Annotated in this window: 21 protein-coding genes; 9 read left to right on the top strand and 12 right to left on the bottom strand. The window is 69.2% G+C overall.

Going from position 1 to position 22,469, the window contains the following annotated elements:
- Window positions 1–8: 8 nt before the first annotated feature.
- Window positions 9–500 carry a tripartite tricarboxylate transporter TctB family protein gene (locus AC1PZ7_RS11055; protein WP_482359516.1) on the bottom strand — a complete coding sequence of 164 codons (492 nt, stop codon included), beginning with the start codon at window positions 498–500 and terminating at the stop codon, window positions 9–11.
- A gap of 85 nt (window positions 501–585) precedes the next feature.
- On the bottom strand, window positions 586–1,572 hold the full coding sequence (locus tag AC1PZ7_RS11050) for a tripartite tricarboxylate transporter substrate binding protein BugD (RefSeq protein ID WP_482359515.1): 987 nt from the start codon (window positions 1,570–1,572) through the stop codon (window positions 586–588).
- A 403-nt stretch (window positions 1,573–1,975) separates the two neighbouring features.
- Here AC1PZ7_RS11050 and AC1PZ7_RS11045 point away from each other — a divergent pair, with 403 nt between their 5' ends.
- From AC1PZ7_RS11045 to AC1PZ7_RS11030, 4 genes are all read left to right on the top strand, one after another.
- A complete protein-coding gene (locus AC1PZ7_RS11045; RefSeq protein WP_482359514.1) occupies window positions 1,976–2,281 on the top strand; it encodes a DUF4189 domain-containing protein in 306 nt (101 codons plus the stop codon).
- 120 nt (window positions 2,282–2,401) lie between these two features.
- A complete protein-coding gene (pabB, locus tag AC1PZ7_RS11040) occupies window positions 2,402–3,817 on the top strand; it encodes an aminodeoxychorismate synthase component I (protein WP_482359513.1) in 1,416 nt (471 codons plus the stop codon).
- On the top strand, window positions 3,814–4,398 hold the full coding sequence (locus tag AC1PZ7_RS11035) for an anthranilate synthase component II (protein WP_482359512.1): 585 nt from the start codon (window positions 3,814–3,816) through the stop codon (window positions 4,396–4,398). Before pabB ends, AC1PZ7_RS11035 begins: the two co-directional genes overlap by 4 nt.
- A complete protein-coding gene (locus AC1PZ7_RS11030; RefSeq protein WP_482359511.1) occupies window positions 4,395–5,201 on the top strand; it encodes an aminotransferase class IV in 807 nt (268 codons plus the stop codon). The genes AC1PZ7_RS11035 and AC1PZ7_RS11030 overlap by 4 nt, the downstream gene beginning before the upstream one ends.
- A 3-nt stretch (window positions 5,202–5,204) precedes the next feature.
- On the opposite strand, the gene AC1PZ7_RS11025 is transcribed toward AC1PZ7_RS11030, so the two are convergent.
- From AC1PZ7_RS11025 to AC1PZ7_RS11010, 4 genes are all read right to left on the bottom strand, one after another.
- Window positions 5,205–5,954, bottom strand: a complete 750-nt coding sequence (locus tag AC1PZ7_RS11025; protein ID WP_482359510.1) for a DUF930 domain-containing protein — start codon at window positions 5,952–5,954, stop codon at window positions 5,205–5,207.
- A gap of 188 nt (window positions 5,955–6,142) precedes the next feature.
- The gene (locus tag AC1PZ7_RS11020) at window positions 6,143–7,708 is read right to left on the bottom strand and encodes a 2-isopropylmalate synthase (RefSeq protein ID WP_482359509.1); all 1,566 of its coding nucleotides are present in this window, start codon (window positions 7,706–7,708) and stop codon (window positions 6,143–6,145) included.
- A 481-nt stretch (window positions 7,709–8,189) separates the two neighbouring features.
- Window positions 8,190–9,761 carry a DHA2 family efflux MFS transporter permease subunit gene (locus tag AC1PZ7_RS11015; protein ID WP_482359508.1) on the bottom strand — a complete coding sequence of 524 codons (1,572 nt, stop codon included), beginning with the start codon at window positions 9,759–9,761 and terminating at the stop codon, window positions 8,190–8,192.
- Between the two features lie 19 nt (window positions 9,762–9,780).
- Entirely contained in the window at window positions 9,781–10,962 is a 1,182-nt protein-coding gene (locus AC1PZ7_RS11010) for an HlyD family secretion protein (protein WP_482359507.1), read from the bottom strand.
- Window positions 10,963–11,087: 125 nt separating this feature from the next.
- On the opposite strand from AC1PZ7_RS11010, the gene AC1PZ7_RS11005 reads away from it, so the two are divergent.
- A complete protein-coding gene (locus AC1PZ7_RS11005) occupies window positions 11,088–11,741 on the top strand; it encodes a TetR/AcrR family transcriptional regulator (RefSeq protein ID WP_482359506.1) in 654 nt (217 codons plus the stop codon).
- Between the two features lie 12 nt (window positions 11,742–11,753).
- On the opposite strand, the gene AC1PZ7_RS11000 is transcribed toward AC1PZ7_RS11005, so the two are convergent.
- The 3 genes from AC1PZ7_RS11000 to AC1PZ7_RS10990 form a co-directional block, all read right to left on the bottom strand.
- Complete coding sequence (locus AC1PZ7_RS11000; RefSeq protein WP_482359505.1) at window positions 11,754–12,980, bottom strand: class I SAM-dependent methyltransferase; 1,227 nt, start codon at window positions 12,978–12,980, stop codon at window positions 11,754–11,756.
- Between the two features lie 116 nt (window positions 12,981–13,096).
- Entirely contained in the window at window positions 13,097–14,479 is a 1,383-nt protein-coding gene (locus AC1PZ7_RS10995) for a malonyl-CoA decarboxylase (protein WP_482359504.1), read from the bottom strand.
- A 119-nt stretch (window positions 14,480–14,598) separates the two neighbouring features.
- A complete protein-coding gene (locus AC1PZ7_RS10990) occupies window positions 14,599–15,939 on the bottom strand; it encodes an Nramp family divalent metal transporter (RefSeq protein ID WP_482359503.1) in 1,341 nt (446 codons plus the stop codon).
- Window positions 15,940–16,091: 152 nt separating this feature from the next.
- On the opposite strand from AC1PZ7_RS10990, the gene AC1PZ7_RS10985 reads away from it, so the two are divergent.
- The 3 genes from AC1PZ7_RS10985 to AC1PZ7_RS10975 all read left to right on the top strand — a co-directional run bounded on the left by AC1PZ7_RS10985 (window position 16,092) and on the right by AC1PZ7_RS10975 (window position 19,514).
- A complete protein-coding gene (locus AC1PZ7_RS10985) occupies window positions 16,092–16,865 on the top strand; it encodes a DUF3750 domain-containing protein (protein WP_482359502.1) in 774 nt (257 codons plus the stop codon).
- An 84-nt stretch (window positions 16,866–16,949) separates the two neighbouring features.
- Window positions 16,950–17,777, top strand: coding sequence for a lytic murein transglycosylase (locus tag AC1PZ7_RS10980; RefSeq protein WP_482359501.1), 828 nt, complete (start codon window positions 16,950–16,952; stop codon window positions 17,775–17,777).
- Between the two features lie 120 nt (window positions 17,778–17,897).
- Window positions 17,898–19,514, top strand: coding sequence for a GMC family oxidoreductase (locus tag AC1PZ7_RS10975; RefSeq protein WP_482359500.1), 1,617 nt, complete (start codon window positions 17,898–17,900; stop codon window positions 19,512–19,514).
- A gap of 136 nt (window positions 19,515–19,650) precedes the next feature.
- Here the strand turns inward: AC1PZ7_RS10975 and mepA are convergent, their stop codons facing one another.
- Both mepA and AC1PZ7_RS10965 read right to left on the bottom strand, forming a co-directional pair.
- The gene (mepA, locus tag AC1PZ7_RS10970; protein WP_482359499.1) at window positions 19,651–20,541 is read right to left on the bottom strand and encodes a penicillin-insensitive murein endopeptidase; all 891 of its coding nucleotides are present in this window, start codon (window positions 20,539–20,541) and stop codon (window positions 19,651–19,653) included.
- A gap of 10 nt (window positions 20,542–20,551) precedes the next feature.
- Window positions 20,552–21,568 carry a L,D-transpeptidase gene (locus tag AC1PZ7_RS10965; RefSeq protein WP_482359498.1) on the bottom strand — a complete coding sequence of 339 codons (1,017 nt, stop codon included), beginning with the start codon at window positions 21,566–21,568 and terminating at the stop codon, window positions 20,552–20,554.
- 176 nt (window positions 21,569–21,744) lie between these two features.
- On the opposite strand from AC1PZ7_RS10965, the gene AC1PZ7_RS10960 reads away from it, so the two are divergent.
- Entirely contained in the window at window positions 21,745–22,128 is a 384-nt protein-coding gene (locus AC1PZ7_RS10960) for a PRC-barrel domain-containing protein (protein WP_482359497.1), read from the top strand.
- A 112-nt stretch (window positions 22,129–22,240) separates the two neighbouring features.
- Here AC1PZ7_RS10960 and AC1PZ7_RS10955 read toward each other — a convergent pair whose 3' ends face one another.
- Window positions 22,241–22,429 carry a YegP family protein gene (locus AC1PZ7_RS10955; RefSeq protein ID WP_482359496.1) on the bottom strand — a complete coding sequence of 63 codons (189 nt, stop codon included), beginning with the start codon at window positions 22,427–22,429 and terminating at the stop codon, window positions 22,241–22,243.
- Between the last annotated feature and the right edge of the window lie 40 nt (window positions 22,430–22,469).

Below are 22,469 nucleotides of genomic sequence, written 5' to 3'. Positions count from 1 at the left end.
GCTCCTGATCAGTAGCCGCCGAGCCAGGGCCCCAGCATGGGCAGAGGCAGGCCGAGTCCCTTGATGAACACCGCCCAGGAAAAGGCGACCATGATGAAGGAGGACAGGAGCGCGGTCGTCAGCTTGAAGCGCCGGCTCGCCAGTGTGGAGAGGAACACCGCCAGCCCCATGGAGGGACCAAGCCCCAGCGGGCGTATGCCGAGCCCGAACACCACCACCGCCAGCGTGACCAGCCCGAGCGGCACCCAGGGCCAGCGGGCGAAGCCGATCTTCTGCGTCTCGTCCTCTTCCTCCACCGGCCGCAGCGTCAGGCCCGAGAGCAGCACCACGAACCCGAGAAAGCCCAGCAGCCCGGCGAGGATCATCGGGAAATAGCCGGGCCCCATGCGGATCGCGCGGCCCATCGGCAGTTCCATCGCCTGCCAGGCGAAGAACGCCGCCAGCGTGACGAGGAGCAGGCCGCTGGCGACCTCTTTCGGACTCTTGACGAAACGCGTCATGACGGCTTTCCCGGGCGGTGAATGCGCGAACCCGTCCGCAGGCCGGGCGGCGCCGGCGCGCGGACGGGAACGGACGCGATCTTGGTCAGTCGGCGAAGACGCCGGCCTGCTCGATGACCGGCTTCCACTTGGCGACTTCCGCCTCGAGGAACTGCTTGTGCACCTCCGGCTTGGCGCGCTCGAGGGCGACCGGCTCGGTGCCGAGATCGGCGAAGCGGGCGATCACCTTGGGGTCCTGCAGCGCCGCCACGAGGGCCGCGTTGAGCTTGTCGATCTCCGCCTTCGGCGTGCCCTTCGGCGCATACATGCCGTGCCACACCGCGACCTCGAAGCCCGGAAGGCCGACTTCCCCGAAGGTCGGCAGGTCGGATAGCGACTTGACGCGATTCTTGGTGGTGACGCCGTAGGCCTTCACCTTGCCGGCCTTGATCTGGCCGGTGGTGTTGGTGGTCTGGTCGCACATCAGGTCGATCTGGCCGCCGACGAGGTCGTTCATCGCCGGTCCCGTGCCCTGATAGGGAACGGTGGTCATCTGGGTGCCCAGCGCCGACATGAACAGCATGCCGCATAGATGTGAGGCCGAGCCGACGCCGGCATTGCCGTAGATCACCCCGTCCTTGTTCTCCTTGACGTAGGCGATGAGCTCGGCGCCGTCCTTGGGCGCGAAATCGCCCTTGGCGATCATGGTCATCGGCACGTCGGTGACGAGGCCGACCTCCTCGAAGTCGGTCAGCACGTTGTAGGGCAGCTTGCGATACAGCGTGGCCGAGGTCGCCTGGCCGATATGGTGCAGCAGGACGGTGTAGCCGTCGGGCGCCGCCTTCGCCACCTGTCCGGCGCCGCGGGTGCCGCCGGCGCCGCCGACATTCTCCACCACCACCTGCTGACCGAGCGTGCGCGACATCGATTCGGCGATGAGGCGCGCCACCGTATCGGTGGGACCGCCGGCCGAAAACGGCACGACCATCGTCACCGGCCGGCTAGGAAAATCCTGCGCCTTCGCCGCCGCGAGCGGCAGAGCGGTGAGCGCCAGCGCTGCCAGACCGGCAGCGACCCCCTTCAGTTTCGTCATGCGTCCCTCCCGAGACTATGGATCGCAGCGTTTTTATGTAACGGCGCTCCATTCGCGAAACGCCATTGTGAGATCTGGTAAGCGATCATCCGCATAACGGGGCGTCAAGTGACGCTTTGGTTCAAGGGTTCGAGGCACCCGGAATCCCCGCCGACCGGGCGTGACGCCGCCACGCGACCGCCACCGCCCGAAGCGGCCGGCGCGGGCCATGGTCCTGTCTGGAAGGTACAGACAAGTGCCACACTAGAGTGCCATGCTCTCTGGAGCCGGCCCCTCTTGCGAACCCACGCGGCCGGCGGAGAATCCAGCTGGAGGCTTTTGCATGCGAATTGGATTTGGCGCCGCCCTGATCGCTTCGACCCTCGTCCTCGGCGGGTCGGCGTTTGCACAGGAGGCTTCCTATGTGGCGGCCGCCTTCAGCAAGACGACTGGCACCGTCGGCTTCGCCGATGGTGGTTCGGACGCGGGCGTTCGAGACAAGGCGATGTCGGAATGCCAGACCGGCGGCGCCAGTGACTGCGCGATCGCCTTCGCCGGCGCGAATATGTGCATCTCGCTGGCGCGCGCAACGAGCAGGGACCGGCTGGGTCTGGCGTCGGGCGCCTCGCGCGCGGAATCGCAGAATGGCGCGATGCGGGAATGCGCGGCGACCGGCGCGGAAGGCTGCAATATTCACGACACCTATTGCGCACCCTCGTCGATCCGCTGACGGCCCACACCGCTTCGCGTCGCAGGACCGTCCGGCCGCGCATGCCGCCGGGCGGCTTCGCGCCGCGCGGTTTCGGAAGACGCTCTAGGAAGGCGCGCCGCGACGCTCCATATTCGGTTCATGATTCAGGAGCCGCTGCCCCTCGTCGTCGAAATCGCCTGGCAGGACCCATGGCAGGCCGCGCGCCGCCTCGGCCGCCGGGACGGCGACGCCGTGCCCGGGCTGACCTTTCTCGACAGCGCGATGCGCCACCCGCTGCTCGGGCGCTGGTCCTATGTCATGGCCGAGCCCTTCGGCCGCTTTCGCGTCGAGGCCGGCGTGGCGCGCTGGGACGGCGCGCGCGAGCCCGGCGCCCCCATCGAGGCCCTGCGCGCGCGGCTCGCCGCCTATGCGCAGCCGCGCCTGCCGGGCGAGGCCGGCTTCCAGGCCGGCGCCGCCGGCTACATCGCCTATGAGGCCGGGCGCCTGTTCGACCGCTTCCCGACGCCCGCGCCGGAGGCCGGCGAGGGGCCGGAAGTCGATCTCGGCTTCTACGACCTCGTCGCCGCCTTCGACGTCGTCGCCGAGCGCGCCTTCCTCATCTCCACCGGCTGGCCCGAGAGTGACCCCGCCCGCCGCACCCGGCGCGCCCGCGAGCGGCTGGCCGAGGCGAGCGCGCGGCTGGCGGCGCCCGAGGCCCCGCTCGGCGCGCCGGTCATGGTCGAGGGCTGGCGCTCCGATTTCGACGCCGAGGGCTACCGCAGAGCCGTCGCGCGGGTGATCGACTACATCCGCGCTGGCGACATCTTCCAGGCGAATTTCACCCAGCGTTTCGAGGCAATGGTCGGGAAGATCGACCCGCTGGCGCTCTACGATCAGCTGCGCCGCGCCAACCCGGCGACCTTCGCGGCGCTGATCGCCAACGAGGACCGCATCATCGCCTCCTCCTCGCCGGAGCGCTTCGTGAAGCTGGTCGGCGGCGAGGTGGAGACGCGTCCGATCAAGGGTACGGTGCCGCGCTCGGTGGAGCCGACGCTCGACGCCTTCCGCGGCCGCGAACTCACCGCCAGCGAGAAGGACCGCGCCGAGAACGTGATGATCGTCGACCTGCTGCGCAACGATCTCTCGCGCGTCTGCCGCCCCGGCACGGTGCAGGTGCCGCGCCTGTGCGGGCTGGAAACCTATGCCAACGTGCACCACCTCGTCTCGGTGGTGACGGGCACGCTCAGGGAAGGCGCCGACGGGCTCGACCTGATGGCCGCCTCCTTCCCCGGCGGCTCGATCACCGGCGCGCCGAAGATCCGCGCCATGGAGATCATCCGCGAACTGGAAGGTCGGCCGCGCGGCGTCTATTGCGGCTCCGTCGGCTATGTCGGATTCGACGGCACGATGGATTTCAACATCGCCATCCGCACCGTGACGGTGGAGGACGGGGTGGCGAGCTTCGGGGTCGGCGGCGGCATCACCACCCTGTCGGACCCGGCCGCCGAGCATGCCGAGAGCCTGACCAAGGCCGAGCGGCTTTTCCGCGCCTTCACGCCGGAGGCGGCGCCATGATCCTGCTGATCGACAATTACGACAGCTTCGTCTTCAACGTGGCGCGCTATCTCACCGAACTCGGCGAGGAGGTCGAGGTGGCGCGCAACGACGCGCTCGACCTCGCCGCCATCGAACGGCTGCGCCCGGAGGCGCTGGTGATCTCGCCCGGCCCCTGCTCGCCGAACGAGGCCGGCATTTCGCTGGAGGCGGTGCGCGCGCTGTCGGGCCGGCTGCCCATTCTCGGCATCTGCCTCGGCCACCAGTGCATCGGCCAGGCCTTTGGCGGCCGGGTGGTGCGCGCCAGGGAGCCGATGCACGGGCGCGCCTCGCAGGTGCGCCATGGCGGCTCGGACGTGTTCGCCGGCCTGCCCTCCCCCTTCCCGGCCGGGCGCTACCATTCGCTCGCCGTGGAACTGGACGAAGGTTCCCCGCTGCTTGCCACCGCCTGGAGCGAGGATGGCGAGATCATGGGCCTCGCCCATCGCGCGCACCCGACCTATGGCGTGCAGTTCCATCCGGAATCGGTGCTCACCGGCCACGGCTACGACCTGATGGCGAATTTCCTCAAGCTGGCGCGGACCCGGGAGAGAGCGGCGTGAGCGCAGCGATAAGCAGCGAGGACCGCGGCTTCACCCTTGGCGACGGCGTGTTCGACACCGCGCTGGCGCTGGGCGGCGTCGTCTTCGCCCGCGAGCGCCATGTCGGCCGGCTCATGGCGGCGGCGCACCAGCTCGGCATAGCGGCCGAGCGCGCCCGCGTGGACGCCGCCATCGATGCCGCCCTAACCGCCGAACCGACGATCCTCCGCACCACGGTGACGCGCGGCACCGCGGCGCGCGGCCTGTGGCCGGCGAGCGCGGGCGAGCCGACGATCGTGGTGACGGCCGCGCCGTGGAGCCCGGCGCTGCTCGGCCAGCCGGCCCGGCTCGCCACCGCCACGGGCCGGCGCAACGAGTTCTCGCCCACCGCCAGTCTCAAGACGCTGGGCTATCTCGACCACATCCTCGCCGCGCGCGAGGCCGCCGCAGCGGGCGTCGACGATGCGCTGATCCTCAACACGCGGGGCCGCGTCGCCTGCACCACCATCGCCAATGTGTTCGCGCTGATCGCCGGACGGCTGATCACGCCCTCGCTGGCGGAGGGCTGCCTGCCCGGCATCGTCCGCGCGCTGGTGATCGAGGCGGCACCGGCGCTGGGGCTCAGCGTCGAGGAGCGCCCGCTGGCGCCCGAGGCGCTCGCCGGCGCCGACGCGGTGTTCCTCACCAATTCGGTGCGCTTCCTGCGCCCGGTGCGGGCGCTGGACAGCATATTGCTGGCGCAGGACAAGGCGGTCGCCGCGCTGATGAAGGCGTTGTCGGCGCAGGTCGGCAAGGAATGCGGGACGCCGCTCCCCCTCGCCTGAGCCTCAGTGCAGGGCCGGCAGATTGTCCGCCGCCCATTCCTCGCGCGGGATCGCCGCACCGACATGGAAGGCGAACCCGACCACCTTGCGCAGCTCCGGATCCAGCTCGCACCGATACGATACTTCATACCAGTTGCGTGCGCTGCGGAAGGCTCCGCCTTGGGCGATGAGCGTGCGGCCGTCCATCCGCGTATCGGACCGTGCGTAGTCCACCAGGCGGTCGGGCTGGAAGTCTCCCCGCCAGGCGTGAATCTGCTCCATTGCCTCGAGATTGCACAGCTGGGCGATGCGGTCTTCTTCGACGAGGCGGCCAAGTTCGCGCCGCAGGCCGCGGCTGCGCGGATTGCCGAGCGCCTGCTCGGAGAGCATCTGCGAGGGTCGCACCATGTCGGGCGGACCGGCCGGCTTCGCCGCGAGGCCGGGCGGTGCCGCGGATGCCGGGGCAGAAGCCGTGCCGGAGGGCAGCGTCGCGTCTGCGGAAGGCGGAGGCGGTGGCGGAAGCCGCTGGGTTGCGGCGCGCAGCGCGGCAAAGTCGCGGGGGCTGATGATCTCCGTCTCAAGAGCCGGCGCGTCGGCCGGCTCCCGGAAGGTCCGAACCCCCGCCAGCAGCGCGGCCGCGAACAAGGCGAGATGCAGCACCAGCGACGCGGCCAGCCGCATGGCCTCGGCACCGGCGCGCGCGGCGTTCCGCCGGCGCTCCACGGCGTCCGGCGTGCCCAGCTCGACGCTCGGCGCGGACGGAACGAGCGTCATGCGGGACACGGCAGCATGGGAGGCCTCCGGCGGAGCCGACAGCCATTGCCGACGGTCCCGGCAGCATTATGGCCGGACTGTTCTTCCGCCGACGGAAGCCCCCGTGCGAGGCCGCCGCGCCGGAAGCGACGCGGCGGGTCTCCGCGATCGCCCGACGGACGATCGGCGCGCCGTTGCGGCGCCCTGCCTCACTCCGCCGCCGGCTGGGCCTGGGCGTTCAGGCTGTCGCGCTTGGTGGCCAGCTTGTTGAGGGCGATGATGTAGGCCTGCGCCGAGGCGACCAGCGTGTCGGGGTCGGAACCGCGCCCGGTCACTGCCTTGTCGCCATCCTCCAGCCGCACCGACACTTCCGCCTGCGCGTCCGTGCCCTCGGTGACGGCGTGGACCTGATAGAGCGCCAGCTTGGCGGCGTGCGGGACGATGGCCTGGATGCAGTTGAACACCGCATCCACCGGCCCGTTGCCCTCGCACTCCTCGGTGATGACGACGCCGTCCACCGCCATCTTCATGGTGGCGCGCTGCGGGCCGTGGCTGCCGGCGATGACGCTGAGCGAAACCAGCTTCATGCGGTCATGGGCGGCGGCGATCTCGTGATCGACCAGCGCCTCGATGTCCTCGTCATAGACCACCTTCTTGCGGTCGGCGAGTTCCTTGAACCGGCTGAAAGCGTCGTTCAGCGCGTTCTCGCCCAGCTCGTAGCCCAGCGCCTTCAGCTTGTCACGGAAAGCGGCGCGACCGGAATGCTTGCCCATCACCAGCGAGGTCTTGGACACGCCGACGCTGTCGGGGGTCATGATCTCGTAGGTGGTGTTGTTCTTGAGCATGCCGTCCTGATGGATGCCGCTCTCATGGGCGAAGGCGTTCCGCCCGACGATGGCCTTGTTGTACTGCACCGGGAAGGAGGTGACCGCCGAGACCAGCTTGGAGGCGCGGGTCAGCATGGTGGATTCGATGCCGGTGACGAAGGGCAGCACGTCGCCGCGCGTCTTGATCGCCATCACCACCTCTTCCAGCGCGGCGTTGCCGGCGCGCTCGCCGAGGCCGTTGATGGTGCATTCGATCTGCCGCGCGCCGCCCGCCAGCGCCGCCAGCGAATTGGCGACCGCCAGGCCCAGATCGTCATGGCAATGGGCGGAGAAGATGATCTGCACGCCATTGGGCACCCGGTCGAGGATGTGGGCGCGCACCTGACGGAACATCGCCTCATATTCGGACGGTGTGGCGTAGCCGACCGTGTCGGGCAGGTTGATGGTGGTGGCGCCGGCCTTGATCGCCGTCTCCACGCAGCGCGAGAGATAGTCGATCGGCGTGCGGGTGGCGTCCATCGCCGACCATTCGATGTCGTCGACGAGGTTGCGCGCCTGCGCCACCGTGCCGGCGATGATGTCGATCACCTGATCCTGCGTCTTGCGCATCTGGTGTTCGAGATGGATCGGCGAGGTCGAGACGAAGGTGTGGATGCGCGGGCGCTTGGCGAACTTCACCGCCTCGCCGGCGCGGGCGATGTCGGCGGGGATGGCGCGGGCGAGGCCGGCGATCACCGCGTTGCGGGTGCGGCGGGCGATCTCGGCGACGCTCTCGAAATCGCCATTGGAGGCGATGGGGAAGCCCGCCTCGATCACGTCGACGCCCATGGTGTCGAGCACATCGGCGACTTCCAGCTTCTCCTCCAGCGTCATCGAGGCGCCGGGGCACTGCTCGCCGTCGCGCAAGGTGGTGTCGAAGATGACGACGCGATTATTGTCGTTGGACATGGCAGGGACTTCCTTCTCAACTCCGGCGCCGGGTGCCGCATCGGGAGCATCGTTCCCTTGGGGCATCGTCCGGCACAAATCTGACGGTTCGGCGGATGGTGGAGGCGTCATCCCCTGAGCGCCCAGGCACGCGGCCCGGCCGGCCCTCAGGGGCGGCTAAGAAGAAGAAGCGCAGACGCAATGAGAACCTTCCCCGAAAACCGCAGGGCGGTCGGGGTCGCGGAATAGCGGCGGACGGACGAAGGCGTCACGGCTCGGCTCTCGCGAGGTTGCTCTAGTGAGACGCTGTTTAGCCGAGAGCGGGTAAAACGGCAAGGGTCGGGGCGGAGGGAGTGACGTCATGGCCGGGCGGGGGCCGGGCATCCACGCATCCGGGCGGGGGGGCAGCCTCCCGAACGGCGCGGAGAACCGGGCAAGCCCGGCCATGACGCTCCACCCCATCACGCCCGGACGCGCCGGACCTGACGGGGAAGCGATAAACTCAATGCCCGCCTTCCACCTTGTGCGTCGGCTTGCGCATGAGCGGCGCGGCGAAGAACAGCGCGACGAACAGCACGGTAAGCACCAGGAAGACATCCGAGAACGCCATCACCTCGGCCTGGATGCGCACCTGGCCGGCCATCGTCTTCAGCGCCGCCGCCTCGGCGTCGGAGCCGAGCGTGCCGAACGCCTGCGTCATCGCGTCGAGCCGCTCGACGGCGGCCGCATTGGCCCATTGCACGTTCTCGTGCAGCCGGGCGAGATGCAGGTCCCAGCGGTCGTTGAGCACCGTGTTGATCAGCGCCAGCCCGACCGCGCCGCCGAGGTTGCGCATCAGGTTGAACAGGCCGGAGGCGTTCTTGAGCTGCGCCGGCGGCAGCGTGCCGAGCGAGATGTTGTTGATCGGGATCATCGCCATCATGATGCCGACGCCGCGCAGGATCTGCGGCACCAGAAGCTCCTGGAAGTCCCAGTCCTTAGTGAGGCCGGTGACTTGCCACGTACCCACCGCGAAGGCGCCGAAGCCGAAGGCGATCATCGCGCGCGGGTCGACCTTGCCCATCAGCCGGCCGGCGATGGGCGCGCACAGGAACATGGCGAGGCCGGAGACGAACATGGTCTCGCCGATCATCAGCGCCGAGTAGCCGCGCACCCGGGCCAGATAGAGCGGGTAGAGATAGGTCAGCCCGTAAAGCCCGATGCCGACCACGAAGCTGAAGGCCGAGCCGACGGAGAAGTTCCGGTTGGCGAAGGCGCGCAAATCCACCACCGGCTCGCGGGCCATGAAGACGCGGGCGAAGAACGCCACCGCCGAGGTCACGCCGATGACGGCGAAGATGACGATCGCCTCGTCCTCGAACCAGTCATTGGTCGGCCCCTCCTCCAGCACGAATTCGAGACTGCCGAGGAAGCCGGCCATGAACAGCAGGCCCCACCAGTCGAAGCGGTCGAGCAGGGCGAGGTCGGGCTCGTCGAAATCCACCAGCGTCACGGTCGTTATGACGACGAAGATGCCGGGGATGATGTTGACGAGAAAAAGCCAGTGCCAGGAGAACAGGTCGGTGAGGTAGCCGCCGATGGTCGGGCCGATGGTCGGGGCGAGCGTCGCCACGAGGCCGATCAGCGGCGCGACGACGGACTGCTTCTCGCGCGGGAAGACCGAATAGGCCGCGGCGAAGACGGTCGGGATCATGCCGCCGCCGAGAAAGCCCTGCAGGGCGCGGTAGACGATCATCTGGTCGATCGAGGTCGCCGTCGCGCACATGAAGCTCATGAAGGTGAAGCCGACCGCCGAGGCGGCGAACAGCCAGCGCGTCGACAGCGCCCGCGACAGGAAGCCCGACAGCGGGATCATCACCACCTCGGCGATGAGGTAGCTGGTCTGCACCCAGGAGATTTCGTCCGACGAGGCGGCGAGGCCGGCCTGGATCTCGGCGAGCGAGGCCGAGACGATCTGGATGTCCAGGATCGCCATGAACATGCCGAACACCATGCAGAGGAAGGCGAACATGCGCCGTCCCTCGGAGGAGACGGCGCGCCCCTGCCCTGCCGTGCCGGCCGCTATGTCGCTCATGACGACCTCCCGCCCGGCCTCAGGCGCCGCCGCGCGTGTGGACGGTGGCGATCACCGACATGCCGGGACGCAGCTCCGCCTTGTCGCGGGTGGCCGCGTCGAGCTCGATGCGCACCGGCACGCGCTGGACGATCTTGGTGAAATTGCCGGTGGCGTTCTCCGGCGGCAGCAGGCTGAACACCGAGCCGGAGGCCGGCGCGACGCTGACCACGCGGCCGTGGAAGTCCTCGTCGGGATAGGCGTCGACCTCGATGTCGACCTTCTGCCCGGCCTGCAGCCGGCCGAGCTGCGTCTCCTTGAAGTTGGCGTCGACATAGACCCGGGTGATCGGCACCAGCGCGACGAGCCTCGTGCCGGCCTGCACGAGCTGGCCGACCTGCACGGCGCGATTGCCGACGATGCCGTCGAAGGGCGCCCGCACGACGGTGAAGTCGAGGTCGCGCTGCGCCTGGTCGCGCGCCGTCGTCAGCTCGTCGAGCGTGCGCGCCGCCTCGGTGCGCTGCGCCGCGAGTACGTCGACATTGGCCTTGGCCGAGGCGATGGCCGCCTTGGCGGCGTCGACGGAGGCCTGCGCCTTGTCGCGGTCGGCGCGGGCATTGTCGAGCGTCGCGCGGCTGGAGAATTGCGACCGCACCAGTTCCGACTGGCGGCCCAGCTCGAGCTGGGTGCGGTTGAGTTCCGCCTCGTCGGCGACGAGCTGCGCCTTCGCCTGATCGACCTGCGTGCCGGCGGCGGTGATCTGCTGGCCGTAGCGGTCGATCGCCGCCTGCTGGGTGGCGATCTTGTCCCCGGCCGCCCTCAGCGCGAGGCGGTAATCACCGTCATCGATGCGGGCGATGACGTCGCCGGCCTTCACCGGCTGGTTGGTCTCGACGTCGATCGAGACGATATGCCCGGCCACCTTGGCGGCGAGGATCGAGGTATCGGCGCCGACATAGGCATCGTCGGTCGCGACGAGGAAGCGTCCCACCTGCCACCACTCGGCGCCGTAATAGGCTCCGCCCGCCAGCGCGGCGACGAGAATCGCGCCGACAACCAGCTTCCTGCGCGAGCGCGGCGGCCGCGCAGGGACGTCCGCATCGGCCTGGGCCGGCGCCCCCGCTTCCTGCGCGGGCTTGCGGCCGGTGATCGGAATAGGCTCGCCGCCGCGCGGGCGGTCCGCGTCGGTATTCGGCGGCGACTTGATCTCCGCTTGAGCCATCTTCGCCCTCCAGGCCATAACTAAACCGTTTAGTTCACTTATTTCTTTACATATCAAACTAAACAGTTTAGTCAAGAGCTTTGACAAGCCTGCCGTGCGCGCCCTATCACGGAGGCGAGGTAGCCATGAACATGATCGACAAGGAAGAATCCGCCGTCGCCGCGCGCGTCGAGCCGGAATCGTCAAAACGCCGCGACATCATCGACGGCGCCCGCCGTGTGTTTTTCGAAAAGGGCTTCGACGGCGCCAGCATGGACGAGGTGGCCAAGGCGGCCAGCGTCTCCAAGGCGACGATCTATGTCTACTTCTCCAGCAAGGAGGAGCTGTTCGAGGCGCTGGTCCTCAACGACCGCGCGCGTTCGGCGGAGCACCTGTTCGTCGTCGACCCCTCCGTCGACAATGTGGAGAGCCTGCTGCGCCGCATCGGCATCTCCTTCATGACCATGATGGTGCAGCCGGACCACATCCGGCTGGTGCGCATGGTCATCGCCGTCGCCGAGAAGTTCCCGCGCGTCGGCCGCGCCTTCTTCGACGCGGGCCCCTGCCATGGCGGCCAGCGCCTCGCCGATCTGCTGCGCCGGCAGGCCGATCTCGGCCGGCTCGTCATCGACGACGATCTCGCCGCGGCCTACGAGTTCTTCAACCTGTGCCAGAGCAACAGGGTGAAGGGACTGCTCTTCGGCATCGGCGACCAGCCGACCCAGGAGCAGATCGAGGAAACCGTCGATCGCGCGGTGCGGGTGTTCCTGTCCTACTACGGCACGCGGGCCGGGGCCTGAGCCTCTGCCGGCTCAGCCCATCGGCATCTTCGCCAGCGCCCGCTCCTCGTCGACGATGAAGTCGCGGATCACCGGCACGTCGTCGCGCTCGTTCGACAGCAGCAGCTGGTAGACCATGTTCGAGCCGTGCAGGAAGCCGAGCTCGACGGCGACGAGGTAGAACTCCCACATCCGGGCGAAGCGCTCGCCCATCATCGCCACCACTTCCGCCCGCTTCGCCTCGAAGTTCACCCGCCAGTGGCGGATGGTCCAGTAATAGTGCAGGCGCAGGATCTCGCAGTCGCCGGTCCACAGCCCGACCCGCTCCAGCGAGGTGAACACCTCCGACATCGCCGGCACATAGCCGCCGGGGAAGATGTATTTGCGGATGAAGGGCGCCGTCGTGCCGGGCGGCGACATGCGGCCGATGGCATGGATCATGGCGAAGCCGCCCGGCGCCAGCAGCCGCTTGATGGTACCAAAGTACTCGTCGAAATGATTGACGCCGACATGCTCCATCATGCCGACGGAGACGATGCGGTCAAAGCTGCCGCTCAGCTCGCGATAGTCGCGCTCGAAGAAGGTGATGCGGTCGGCAACCCCGGCCGCCTCGGCGCGCTTCTTCGATTCGGCCAGTTGCTCGGTGGCGACGTTGATGGCGGTGACGTGCACGCCGAGCTGGGCGAGATAGATGGCGAGCGCGCCCCAGCCCGAGCCGATCTCCGCCACCCGCATGCCCGGCTGCAGCTTCAGCTTGGCGGCGATGTGGCGCAGCTTGGCCTCCTGCGCCTCCTCCAGCGAGGCGTCGGGGGTGGGGAAATAGGCGCAGGAATAGATCATCCGCGAGTCCAGCCAGAGCCGGTAGAAGTCGGGCGGATGGTCGTAATGGCTCTGGGCGTTCTTCGCCGAGCGGCCGAGCGGGTTGGACTGGTGCCAGCGTTTGAGCGCGCGCCAGCTCCGGCGCAGCGCCTGCTGCACCGGATGGGCGGCCAGGCCGCGCCGGTTGATCGAGAACAGATAGAGGAAATCGTAGACGGTCGAGCCGTCCTCGAAGGTGAGCCGGCCATCCATATAGGCCTCGGCCGACAGCAGCTCGGGATTGAAGAACAGCTCGCGGTCGAGATTGTCGTCGTTGAGGCGCATCACGACGTCGGGGCCGTCCTGGCCGGTGCCGAAGGCGGTGCGCGTGCCGTCCGGCTCGATGACGGTCAGCCGGCCCTTGTGGACGAAACGCTTCAGGAGATGAGGTAGAAACCGCATGGAACGCCTTATTCTCCTGCCCCGGACACCTGCCGGGCATCGGGCACAGGCCCGGCCGCCGTGTCAAGGCCGGCGCCGTGCCCGTGGTGCGGGCATGGGGAGCAGGCTCCCGCCGCCTAGCCCGCCGCCTCCCGCAGCGCCGGCAGGCCCGGCGGAGCGTCGGCCCGCAGGAGCTTGCGCACCGCCGGGCTCGCCACGATGGTGCCGCGATCGAAGAAGGCCTCGTGGTTCTTCTCGATGTCCTCGGTCAGGTAGCGGTAGTTCACCATCAGCCCGAACGCCTGCGCCATGCCGCGCTTTGAGAGGTCGCCGAACGGATTGATGCGCTCCAGCCGCGCGCCGTTGCCGAGATGGAAGCGCGCCACCGGGTCGATGGGCTTGCCCTTCGCTGTGCGTGCGATCAGGAAATAATGCGCCGCCAGCGCCTCGATCACCGGGCGCAGGGCGGCGCGCGCCGCCTCGTCCGGCACGCCATCCGTCGATAGCGCCGACAGCGCGGCGCGATCCGCCGCCGTCACCGCCGCCGACGCCGGATCGGCGACCTCCGCCTCCAGCCAGGCGCGGAAGCCCGGCACCGGCGAGAGCGTGACGAAGCTGCGCAGGCCCGGGAATTCGCGGGAGATTTCCGCCACCACCTGCTTGATCAGGAAATTGCCGAAGCTGACCCCGCCGAGCCCCTTCTGGCAGTTGGAGATCGAATAGAACACCGCCGTGCGCGCGCTCTCCGGGGCGAGCGGGGTGCGCTTGACGTCGAGGATCGGGGCGATGGCGTCCGGCACGTCGCGGGTGAGTGCCACTTCCACGAAGATCAGCGGCTCGTCGACCAGCGCCGGGTGGAAGAAGGCGTAGCAGCGCCGGTCGGGACTGTCGACGCGCGCGCGCAGATCGTTCCAGTCGCGAATCTCGTGCACCGCCTCGTAGCGGATGATCTTTTCGAGAACATTGGCGGGCGTCGACCAGTCGATCCGGCGCAGCACGAGGAACCCCCGATTGAACCAGGAAGCAAAGAGATGGCTAAAGTCGCGGTCGACCTCGGCGAGATCGGGGCGACGGGGCAGATGTTCGAGCAGGTCGGCGCGCATCGCCACCAGCCGGCCGGTGCCGCCGGGCGCGAGGTTGAGCCGGCGGATCAGCTCCTGACGGCGCGGTTCGCTCGCCGCGTGGAGCTCCGCCACGCTGCGCCCGCCCGGCGCGGCCATGTGGGCGGCGATGGCCTTTTCCAGCCGGGCCGCGTCGGGGCCGAAGGAGACGGCCAGCGTCTCGAAGAAGGCGACGCGCTCGCCGGTGCGCAGGCCGCGATAGGCAGCGGCGATCTCCTGCGCCAGCGCCACGCCGGAGGCCTCGCCCCGCCCCGAGAGCAGGCGCTCGCACAGCTCGGCGACGCCGGCCGCGCGCACCGCGCCGGACGGACGGCGTTCGCGCCCGAGGTCGAGCAGCGAACGGCCGCGGTCGGCGATCGAGCCGAGCAGCTCGCCGAAGAAACTGGTACCGCCGTCCATGGTCGCCCTCCGTCGTGGCCGAGCCCGGCACGAGTGTGGCCTCGACCTGATGAAGGGCGCAAGACGGACGTTGGTCGACGGATTCTGACCGGAGGATTTTCGGGCGGCCGGGCGGTCGCTCAGCCGCCGGTGACGAAGTCGAAAAGAAGCTTCATGTTGAGCGCGATGACCAGCGTCGCCGCGAGCGCGGCCAGCACGATCTGCCAGCGCGGCGCGACCAGCGTGCCCATCTTGCGCCGGTCGGCGGTGAACATGATCAGCGGCACGATGGCGAAGGGCAGCTGGAGACTCAGGATCACTTGGCTCAGGATGAGCAGCGAGCCCGCCCCGCTCTCGCCATAGGCGATCGTCACCGACGCCGCCGGCACGATGGCGATGGCGCGGGTGATCAGCCGGCGCAGCCACGGCGCCAGGCGGATGTCCAGGAACCCCTCCATCACCGCCTGCCCGGCAATGGTGGCGGTGACGGTGGAGTTGAGGCCGCAGCACAGCAGCGCGATGGCGAACAGCGTCGGCGCCCAGGCGCTGCCGAGCAGCGGGTTGAGCAGCTCGTGCGCCTTGCCGAGATCGGCGACCTCCCCCGTGCCGCCATAGTGGAAGGCCGAGGCGGCGAGGATCAGGATCGAGGCGTTGATGGTCAGCGCGAACATCAGCGCCAGCGTCGAATCCCAGGTGGCGAGACGGATGGCGTCGCGCTTGCCCTCCAGCGTGTCGTCATGGCGCCGCGTCTGCACGATGGCCGAGTGCAGGTAGAGATTGTGCGGCATCACCGTCGCGCCGAGGATGCCGAGCGCGAGATAGAGCATGTCGGGATTGCGCACGATCTCGATGGTCGGCGCAAAGCCGCGGATGACCTGGCCCCAATCGGGGTCGGCCATGGCGATCTGGATGCCGAAGCAGGCGGCGATGACGAGAAGCAGCGCGACGACCAGCGCCTCGATCCAGCGGAATCCGAGATTCTGCAGCCACAGGATCAGGAACACGTCGAGCGCGGTCAGCACGACGCCGATCTCCAGCGGAATGCCGAACAAAAGGTTGAGGCCGATGGCGGTGCCGATCACCTCGGCGAGGTCGGTGGCGCAGATGGCGGCTTCGGCGAGGATCCACAGCACGAACGCGACCGGGCGCGGGAAGGCGTCGCGGCAGGCCTGGGCGAGATCGCGGCCCGAGGCGACGCCGAGCCGCGAGCACAGCGCCTGCAGCAGGATCGCGATCATGTTGGAGAGCAGCGCGACGGTCAGCAGGCTGTAGCCGAACTTCGAGCCGCCGGCGAGCGAGGTCGCCCAGTTGCCGGGGTCCATGTAGCCGGTGGCGACGAGATAGCCCGGCCCCATGAAGGCGAAGAACCGCCAGAGTCCGGATTTCTTCGGCACGGCGATGCTGCCATGCACCTCGGCGAGCGCCGCGTCGCCGCGCGCGCGCCGCCACCCCGGACCTTCCGCCTGCAGCTTGTCGAGCATGAGTTATAGTCCGCTATTGCGAATTAGTTGCATTCAAGATGGTGCGGCGCACAGCGCCTGTCAATCCAATTGCGAGCCAATCGCAACTAGTCCGCCGTGCTTATCGGCCAGACAGGACACGATTGCGCGCGCGGGCGCCGTCCGGCCTTGGAATGGCGGGCTTTCCTGCCATCATGCGGGAAATGCCGCGCGCTGCCCGCTTCCTCCTCCTCGGCTTCCTCCTGCTGTTCGCCCTGCCGTTGGGCGCGCACGCGCTCGTGCAGTGGCGGCAGGCCGACTGGACGCGCAGCTGGCACGAGGCCGACTGGTCGAGCACCGGCACCCTGCCCGCCGCCGCGCGGAACCCATCGGCCATGGTGCGCATCTACGCCGCCCGCGTCGGCCGCTGGCGCTCCATCTTCGCCGTCCATAGCTGGATCGTGTTCAAGGAAGCGGGCGCGGGCGCCTATGAACGCTACGACAAGGTCGGCTGGGGCCGCCCGATCCGCCACAATGGCTACGCGCCGGACGGGCGCTGGTACGGCCACGCGCCGGACGTGGTGTTCGAGGCCACCGGCGAGGAGGCGGCACGGCTGATCCCGCAGCTGCGCGCGGCCATCGCGTCCTATCCCTATGACGGCGCCGGCGACTATCACGTCTGGCCGGGGCCGAACTCCAACAGCTTCGTCGCCCATGTGCTGGCGCAGGTGCCGGACATGGCGACCGCCCTGCCCCCGACCGCCATCGGCAAGGATTTTCCCGTCGACGGCGACTGGATCGGCCTCGCGCCGTCGCGCACCGGCCTGCGCCTGACGCTCGACGGCTATGCCGGGCTGACGCTGGCCTGGGTGGAGGGCATCGAGATCAGCCTCCTCGGCGCCGTCCTCGGCCTCGACCTCCGCCAGCCGGGCATCAAGCTGCCGGGCTTCGGACGCATCGGCATCTGAAACCGGCGGTTGACGCGATGCGGATACCGTCTCTTCATCTGCCTCGGCCATGCTGCGGAAAACTGGCCTCAACGGGGGACGGCGATGATCGAGAGCATCTTCAGGCGTCTGCGGCGCGGCGGCTTCGCCCTCGCCCTTCTCACACCCTTGGCGGCGCTGCCGGCCATGGCGGCGCCCTGCGGCAATGACGGCGCGGGCTTCAACGCATGGCTGCGCGACTTTCGCGGCGCGGCGGCGGCGCAGGGCCTCTCGCCCGGCGCGCTGCGGGCGCTCGACGGGCTGACCTACGACACCCAGGTGATCCGCCTCGACCGCAACCAGAAGCACTTCAAGCAGAGCTTCGAGCAGTTCGCGGCGAACCGCATCAGTTCCGGCCGCATCTCCAAGGGCCGCGCCCTGCTCAAGCAGCATGCCGCGACGCTCCAGCGCATCGAGCAGCGCTTCGGCGTGCCGGGCGAGATCGTCGTGGCGATCTGGGGGCTGGAGACCGATTACGGCGTCAACCAGGGCAAGATGCCGGTGTTCCGCTCGCTGGCGACGCTGTCCTATGACTGCCGGCGCTCCGCCTTCTTCACCGCCCAGCTTCTCGATGCGCTGCGCATCGTCCAGCGCGGCGATCTCTCCGTCGGCGAGATGCGCGGCGCCTGGGCCGGCGAGCTCGGCCAGACCCAGTTCATGGCGAGCTCCTATGTGAAGTTCGCCGTCGACTTCGACGGCAATGGCCGCGCCGACCTGATCCGCAGCGTGCCGGACGTGCTGGCTTCCACCGCCAACTACCTGCGCGGCTATGGCTGGCGCGCCGGCGGCGGCTGGGGGCCGGGCAGCGCCAACTACTCCGCCCTGCTCGGCTGGAACAAGGCCGAGGTCTATGCCCGGACCATCGGGCTGTTCGCCAGCAAGCTTCGCCAGTAGCGTCCGCGCCGCGCACCGGACCGGGCGTTTGCGAACAACGCATGCGCGCGATTTCGGCTTGCCGGAGCGGGACGCGACCGGCAGTTATCGGGCACTCTCCTCGACCCACAGGTGCCCGCCATGACCGACGCCGAGACCTATGACTACATCGTGGTCGGCGCCGGCTCGGCGGGCTGCGTGCTGGCCAACCGGCTCTCGGCCGATCCGAAGAACCGGGTGCTGGTGCTGGAGGCGGGCGGGCGCGACAACTGGATCTGGTTCCACATCCCGGTCGGCTACCTCTTCGCCATCGGCAATCCGCGCGCCGACTGGTGCTTCAAGACCGAGGCAGAAGCCGGGCTGAACGGGCGCGCGCTCAACTATCCGCGCGGCAAGACCATCGGCGGCTCCTCGGCCATCAACGCCATGATCTACATGCGCGGCCAGGCCGCCGACTACGACCACTGGCGCCAGCTCGGGCTTGAAGGCTGGGGCTGGGACGACGTCCTGCCCGTCTTCAAGCGCCACGAGGACCATTATCTCGGCGGCGGCGAATTCCATGGGGCGGGCGGCGAATGGCGCGTCGAGGCGCCCCGCCTCACCTGGAAGCTGCTCGACACGGTGCGCGAGGCGGCGCGGCAGGCCGGCATCGCCTCGATCCCCGACTTCAACACCGGCGACAATGACGGCTCGTCCTATTTCCAGGTGAACCAGAAGCGCGGCTTCCGCTGGAGCGCGGCGCGCGGCTTCCTCAAGCCCGTACTGTCCCGCCCCAACCTCCGGCTGGAGACCGGCTGCCGTTCCGAGCGCCTCGTCATCGAGAATGGCCGCGCCACGGGCGTGGTCTACCGGCAGAACGGCGTCACCCGCACCGCCCATGCGCGCGGCGAGGTGGTGCTGGCGGCCGGCGCCATCGGCTCCCCTCACCTGTTGAAGCTCTCCGGCGTCGGCCCGGGCGCGGAGCTGTCCGCGCACGGCATTCCGGTCGTGCTCGACAGGCCGGGCGTCGGCGCCAACCTGCAGGACCATCTACAGCTGCGGATGATCTACAAGGTCTCCGGCGTGCCGACGCTGAACGAGCAGTACCATTCGCTGTTCGGCCGGGCGAAGATGGGGCTCGATTTCGCGCTGTTCCAGCGCGGGCCGCTCACCATGGCGCCCTCGCAGCTCGGCATCTTCACGCGCTCGCGGGAGGAGAAGGAGCGGGCCGACCTCGAATTCCACGTTCAGCCGCTCTCGCTCGGCAAGTTCGGCGAGCCGCTGCACAAGTTCCCCGCCTTCACCATGAGCGTGTGCAATCTGCGTCCGACCAGCCGGGGCGCCCTGACGCTGGCCAGCGCGGACAGCGCCAGCGCCCCGCGCATCCAGCCCAATTATCTGTCGACCGAGGAGGACCGCCGCGTCGCCGCCGACAGCATCCGCGTCGGCCGCCGCATCGTCGGCCAGCCGGCACTGGCGCCCTTCGCGCCCGACGAATTCCTGCCCGGACCGGCCTATGACGACAGCGACGAGGCGCTGGCGCGCGCCGCCGGCGACATCGGCACCACCATCTTCCACCCCGTCGGCACCGCGAAGATGGGCCTTGCCTCCGACCCGACGGCGGTGGTCGACGCGCGGCTGCGGGTGTTCGGCATCCAGGGGCTGCGCGTTGCCGACGCCTCGATCATGCCGACCATCGTCTCCGGCAACACCAACTCGCCGACCATCATGATCGCCGAGAAGGCCGCCGGGATGATCCTGGAGGACGGGCGGGGTTAAACCGCCACATCGTCATCCCGGACGGCCGGAGGTCATCCCGGACGGCCGGAGGCCGATACGGGATCGCGTGACGCTTGGAGAGCGATCCCGGCTCTACGGCTTCGCCTTCGGCCGGGACGACGACCAGCGACGGATCTCAGGGCGCCAGCACCACCTGGCGGCAGGCGTCGGGCAGGTCCTTCATCATCATCGGCGGCTTGGGCTTGGGCGGCACCTTGGGCGGCTGGGGGTGGAGGTTTCCCTCGGAGAACCACCAGTCGAGCGCGCTGTCGCATCCCTCGCCCGCGGGCACCGGGTCCTGCGGCCGGCAGTCGGGGCTGTCGGCGGGACAGGAGATGCGCACATGCATGTGGTAGTCGTGCCCCCAATAGGGCCGCACCTTCCGCAGCCAGGCGCGCTCGCCCCTGGCGTCGCGGCACAGCGCCTTCTTGATCGCCGCGTTGACCAGCACGCGCTCGACCGACGCATCCTGCGCCGCCGCCTTGATCACCGCGACATGAGAGGGCGTCCACACCTTGGTGTCGACGTCGAGCCGGTCCGGCCGCACGACCATGGTGGCGGAGATCTTCTCGCGCTCCTCGCGGGTGAATTCGCGCTTCGGCATCGGGGTGAGCCAGATGTCGGCGTCGAGGCCGATCTGGTGCGAGGCATGGCCGCTCAGCATCGGCCCGCCGCGCGGCTGCGCCATGTCGCCGACGAGGATGCCCGGCCAGTCCGACACGCCGGGCACCTTGGCCGAGAAGCGTTCGAGGAAGGCGATCAGGCCGGGATGCCCCCAGTTGCGGTTGCGCGACAGCCGCATCGCCTGCCAGGTCTCGCCGTTCACCGGCAGCGCCTCGGCGCCGGCGAGGCAGCCCTTGGAATAGAAGCCGATGGCGCGCGCCTCGAAGGAGGCGGGCTCGCGGGCGGCGCCGAAGATCTGCTTGGCCGGCGTGCTGTCGAGCCTGGCCGGGTTGACCGTCTGCGCCGACGCGGCGCCGGCGAGCATCAGCCCCAGCCCGACCAGCGCCGTCTTCCATCCCGCCATGGCGCGCTCCTCAGCTCGTGGCTTGCGAGAGAATGACGAAATCCTTGTCCGAGCGGCTCTCCGGCGTGGCCGACAGCTCGGTGATGAACAGCGTCGAGCCGGGCACCAGCAGCTTGGCGAGCTGCTGGTTCGCGCTCGCCGAGACGGTCACGCGGTCGATGGCGCTCGCCGCCTTGCCGCCGGCCGCGCCGTTGCCCTCGAAGGACAGCGCCGTCCACGACACCTCGCCGCCGACGCTCTTCAGCACGTAGACCACATTGCCGAGCGGGGTCTGCGGATCGCGGATCGTGGCCGGCGCGGTGAACGCCACGACGCCGTCCTTGATGACGGTGAGCTGCTTGTCCGCCCCGCTGATGAGCATGGTGACGGCGTCCGCCGCCGGGTCGGGCGCCGCCTGCTTGTCGGGCGTGCCGTCGGCGTTCTTCGGGTCGTCCTTCTGGATCGCCGCGCTGGCGTCGGCCGGCAGCACGAGGCCGGGATGCAGCACGTCGACCGGCTGGGAATGCGCGTCCGCGATGATCACCGGCGTGCCGAAATGGGTGGTCGCGAAGAGCAGCTTGGAGAACTCCAGCGGCAGGTGCACGCAGCCATGCGAGGACGGGTAGCCCGGCAGGCCGCCGGCGTGCAGCGCCACGCCCGACCAGGTGAGGCGCTCGGTGTAGGGCATGGACGCGTCGTTATAGAGCGAGGAGTGGTGGTCCACGTCCTTCTGCAGGATGATGAACACGCCGGCCGGCGTCTCGTGCCCGGCCTTGCCGGTGGAGCAGGTGGACGCTCCGATGCGCACGCCGTTGCGGTAGACGTAGCAGCGCTGGTCCGGCAGCGAGACGATGATGGCGACGAAGCCCTCCGGCGCACGGTCGGGATACCAGACATACTGGCCGGGCCTGAGGGCATCGACCTCGGTGAGCTCCGCCTCCTGCGCCGCGGCGGAAAGCAGCCCGGTCACGGTCAGCGCCGCGGCCGTGCCCGCAAGGCGCAGGACCGTGCGGCGATCCGCGGAGAAATGGCGCGCCTCGTCGGACATGACGTGATTCTCCCTCGATGTCGGCGCGACGATATCGGGCACCGCCGCCCCGCGCCACCCGCCTCTCCCGCGCCTCCGAGCCGGCCTCGGGCGCGCAATCGCCGCCGCATGGGAACCGGGACGGCGCCGCCGACGTTTCCCCCGCGACAGACGGCTGACAGAAAGGGAGGCATGAGATGCAGACCACGCACCGGAATCTCGAGGCGCGCGAGACCCGCACGCTGATCGGCAGCGACAAGGTCGAAGGCACGGCGGTGTACCGCCCCGATGGCGAGCGCGTCGGCTCCATCGAGCGGGTGATGATCGACAAGCTCACCGGCCAGACCGCCTATGCGGTGATGAGCTTCGGCGGCTTTCTCGGCTTCGGCGAGGATTATTATCCGCTGCCGTGGTCGCTGCTGAATTATGACGAGGCGCTGGACGGCTACGTCGTCGATCTCACCGAGGAACAGCTGCGCGGCGCCCCGCACCACAAGACCCTCAACGAGGGGACGTGGGAGGACCGCGACTGGGACCGCAAGGTCAACGACTACTACCACGTCCCGCCCTATGTGATCTGACGCGGCGGACGTCCTGAAGGCGGATCTCCTGAAACGGCAAGGCCGGGCGCGCGCCCGGCCTTTTTTCATTCCTGCGGCGCGCGGCGGGGGCCCCGCAAGCGGCCGGCGGGGCTCAGCTCGTTTCCTTGGTCATGTCGACGGTCTCGGCACCCGGCGCGTTCTTCTTGATCGATTCGATCGCGCTCAGCGCCGATGCCTTGGCCTTGTAGCCCTCCGACGAGAACATGCTCTCACCGTTCGACGCCCGGAATCGGAAGCGGAACTCGCCAGCCTTGTCCTTGTAGACTTCAAACTTGTACATGCCCGAACCTCCCCTTCAGTGCCTAGGGAAGGCAATGTCA

The organism is Ancylobacter sp. TW_SC_1, assembly GCF_056836805.1.
Note: the sequence above shows the minus strand (reverse complement) of the source record. Positions and strands in the feature narration are given on the sequence as shown.